This window comes from Methylomonas sp. BG-2 (assembly GCF_057766305.1).
This window is the reverse complement of record NZ_JBYMAP010000331.1, coordinates 1-3,290: the sequence shown is the minus strand read 5'-3', so window position 1 is coordinate 3,290 and position 3,290 is coordinate 1. Positions and strand designations below refer to the sequence as shown.

Genomic DNA, 3,290 nt, shown 5'->3' with positions numbered 1-3,290 from the left:
GTGGAGTTTGCTTGATAATTGAAAATACTTGGTCAATAAAATGGTCTGGCACGTCCTCGTGAAAGAGGTCGCTCATTGAGTTTACGAAGTAGACTGTGGGCCTTTTGCGCTTCAACGGTTGCGATAGGCGTTCTGGTAGTAACGATAACTTAAATCCGTTTTCGTAACCCCGTGCATGCATTTTTTGCAATCTGCTTGCCATGACTTCGGCGTAGCAGTGCTTACACCCTGGTGAAATTTTGGTGCAACCAGTAATTGGGTTCCACGTTTGCTCTGTCCATTCAATTTGCGATTTTGTAGCCATATAAAATACCTCCTCAAAGGAATTTTAGCCTAATAATTCAGCTGTTGATACGCATTGCCCACCCGCCCCCCCGTGAAGTCTGACCACTTGGCAGCTTACAAGGTGCGCAGAATTGCGCGGCTTCAATTTCAGCCTTGGTAGCTATGGCTATGTCGCGTTGCCGCTCAACCTGTTCGATATGCTCGAGCAAGGCGACTTGTTCGCGGGCCAGTTCAAGTGCGGTCTTTGGCTTTGAGTCGCTGGAAACCATTTCGTCATACGCTCTAATCACATGCAAATGAAACTTGGCGCTGATCCACATGGCGTAGGCGTAAACCAGCTCTTTGCAAACGTAGGTTCCAAGCCCTTGTTTTTTGAAGATAACCGGAATTCCGGTTATTGAAGTATCAGATTCAAGCACGTCAATTAAGTCGGTGGCCTGCTGGGTTATCTCCCATTTTCCCGGCTGATGCCTAGATTCGCCACCAGCGGCCCTATGCAAATCATTGAGGCAGAATCGGCCATCCGAATCACGATTGATTAAAACATCGGCACCATTAATCATCCACCAACCCCCGATCGATCAACACCTGCCGCTGCCGCTCCCTGGCCGCCGTTAACCGGTCAACCATTTCAGTCTTGAGCCGCTCCATCATGTCTGGCGTCAGTTTGTGCGTGGCCTCGACTTCTACCTTGTCGCGCCAATCCTTCGGCCGGCGGTTCTTGAGCCACAGGAACGCGGCGGATGTGTCTGGCGGCATTTCCTTCTCGGTAGTGACGACCTCGACCACCAACAAGCTTTCGTCGCCGGCCGCCTGAATGCCGCCATCACCATCATCCTCGACCATAGGCCTTACCTGCTTGGTCTTGACTTCTTTGTATCTGAACCCAGTAGCCCGCTTGAATAAACCATTGGCGGCTTCGGCGTCGGCCCACGTTTTGGCGGTCTTTATGGACTCAAAGAACGTCAGGTACATCCGCTTCCAGTTATTTATCGTTTGCTCGGTAACGCCAAAAAACTCGGCCAGCTCGGCATCGGTCGCGCCTAACCTGCACAAAAGATTCGCCTGCCGATCAAACGCCGGAAGATACTTGGTGTTGCCGTGTAGACTGGCTTCGTGAACCTCTTCCCATTCCGGCTCGGGAATGGCTTTGAGAGCCATGTTTTTGGCCTGCGCGGGAGTGACTTTTTGGAGTGGCGTTTTGTCACTCTTGTCACTCATAGTGACGTTTTGAGTGACGTTTTTCGGCGTGACATTTTCGGCTTCGCGCTTGGTCCAGCTTTGCCGACTGGCTGCCTTGGCGATCGCGGCGCGGTTGATTTCAACGCCTTGACCGGTTAACTCGTCAGCTAGCCATTGATGGCCGTCGCGCGGGTCGGTTTCCCAGCGGCGGCGGATGTCGGCCCATTGATCCTTGGTCAGTTTTGCCATGGCTTGAGTTCGTCCGTACCTTGGCTATGGGCTGTCGGCGGTCACCGACGTCAGCGTGTTCAATGTCTTGTCGTCGAAATTGGCTTGCACCACGACCGGGTAGCCGGCCGGATCGTCGGTACCGGGAACGCCTTTACCGTCGTTGGGTTCGCCGACCTTGGGCGCGTCGTAAAGCGGTATTTGGGCCTTGACTGTAATATCGGCCGCCAGCATGACGACGTTCTTAACGCCGGTTCGAATGGCAACGACCGGGACTTCCGGCGATTCGATTGAGGCCACCCACTCTTCGGTGACGCCGGCAAAGCTGGTCGAGTAGCCAAACCGGCGATTCGGCACGGAGTCAAGGTAGAGCAGGAACTGAGACGCCAGCGAGCGCGCCGTCGGCTCTTCGGCGGCGACAAAGACCAGTTGAATGCGGATGTCGCCGTAAACTGTCCGCAAGCCGAATACCCGCTCTTTGGCATCGCCCGGCATGATGACTTTGGCGGAATTGGCGATCTGCGTAGCGAATTCTCGGCCGGTCGGCGTATGGCTTTGGTCCATGGCAACCAGGATCACCGGCAGTTTCGGCGGTTGCGTCGGCGCGCTATCGGTATCGTTGCGCTGCCAAGCCGCCAGCATTTCTTCGGCGGCATCCACCATCCGCGACGGCGCCCAGGCAATGCTTTTGCCAAGGCCGCGCTGAACGTATTCCTGCATGTCCAGCGTCGTCGGCACCAGCCCGGCATAGAATCCCGCCAGGTATTCGCCAAACCCGATCTTGAGCGGCTCGAACATCAGTTAGCCTCCCAAAAATAAGTTTTTGACGCGACTATAGTCGGCCGCGTTTCTGGCGGCTTGTTTTGCTGCGACAGTTTGCCCGGCTGAGCCAACCAGATCGGCCGCCGAGACGGCATTTTTCAGGTCGCCGCTTTTCAACCAGGCTCGAAGCTGGGGAATCGAGGCCTTGACCATGCTGTGCAGTCCGTTCCAGCCTCGGTCGTAACTGTCCAAGTAGGCGCGCCGCGCGGTTTCAACGTCGGGGAAGCACAACATGACCTTGTGTTCGTCGAATGCACCGCCGACGTGCTGATTGATGATCCAGGCGGTTTCTGCTTGCGGATAGGGACCGATAAAGCAATCCACGGGATCGCCGTCGGCGCCACGGGTGCCGGTGAAGTAGCCGTAATGCGCCGCCAAGCGGTTGGTCCAGCGCTGGCCGGTTTTCGGATCAACCCCAGTCCGGTAGCTGTGTCTCGGCTGCTCGATCGATACCGGCATGCCGTAGATCACGGTACGGCCTACTTTGTAATTCCCGGCCGCGCATTGGCGATCGGTCGGCGTCGGCCGGCTATTGTGACCGAAGGCGCCGTCGTGAGCAGCGACTTCGATTCTAGTAAAGGCATCCGAGTTCATGGGGTGGCGTCCTGGTTGGGTGCGGCGTCTGGGTCCGCCTTGCTGGATTCGCTCTCGGTGTACTCAAGCTCCATTCTGTTTCGCCACTTATCCGGCTGGCGATTGCTCAGCCAGAAGATGCAGGCGTCGGTATGTGGCGGTAGCTCACGGGTAATCGTGAAGGTTTCTACCGATAACAG

5 protein-coding genes and 1 pseudogene are annotated in these 3,290 nt (G+C 56.0%); all 6 read right to left on the bottom strand.

Annotation, left to right across the window (positions count from 1 at the left end; genetic code table 11):
• Positions 1-304: DUF5131 family protein (locus AC3B8H_RS19665; RefSeq protein WP_488443213.1), on the bottom strand; the 304-nt coding region annotated here is incomplete at its 3' end.
• A 37-nt stretch (positions 305-341) separates the two neighbouring features.
• Positions 342-848, bottom strand: coding sequence for a KilA-N domain-containing protein (locus AC3B8H_RS19660; protein WP_488443212.1), 507 nt, complete (start codon positions 846-848; stop codon positions 342-344).
• Positions 841-1,716 (bottom strand): hypothetical protein, encoded by an 876-nt coding sequence (locus tag AC3B8H_RS19655; protein WP_488443211.1) that lies wholly within the window; start codon positions 1,714-1,716, stop codon positions 841-843. The genes AC3B8H_RS19660 and AC3B8H_RS19655 overlap by 8 nt, the downstream gene beginning before the upstream one ends.
• A 24-nt stretch (positions 1,717-1,740) precedes the next feature.
• Positions 1,741-2,493 (bottom strand): hypothetical protein, encoded by a 753-nt coding sequence (locus AC3B8H_RS19650; protein WP_488443210.1) that lies wholly within the window; start codon positions 2,491-2,493, stop codon positions 1,741-1,743.
• Positions 2,494-2,496: 3 nt separating this feature from the next.
• On the bottom strand, positions 2,497-3,111 hold the full coding sequence (locus tag AC3B8H_RS19645; RefSeq protein ID WP_488443209.1) for a hypothetical protein: 615 nt from the start codon (positions 3,109-3,111) through the stop codon (positions 2,497-2,499).
• A pseudogene (locus AC3B8H_RS19640) lies at positions 3,108-3,290 on the bottom strand (hypothetical protein); the annotation flags it as partial. The pseudogene AC3B8H_RS19640 and the gene AC3B8H_RS19645, both read right to left, overlap by 4 nt.

Coding starts and splice junctions, on each gene's coding strand:
- AC3B8H_RS19660 (WP_488443212.1), bottom strand. CDS start 848: ATGATTAATGGTGCCGATGTTTTAATCAATCGTGATTCGGATGGCCGA.
- AC3B8H_RS19655 (WP_488443211.1), bottom strand. CDS start 1,716: ATGGCAAAACTGACCAAGGATCAATGGGCCGACATCCGCCGCCGCTGG.
- AC3B8H_RS19650 (WP_488443210.1), bottom strand. CDS start 2,493: ATGTTCGAGCCGCTCAAGATCGGGTTTGGCGAATACCTGGCGGGATTC.
- AC3B8H_RS19645 (WP_488443209.1), bottom strand. CDS start 3,111: ATGAACTCGGATGCCTTTACTAGAATCGAAGTCGCTGCTCACGACGGC.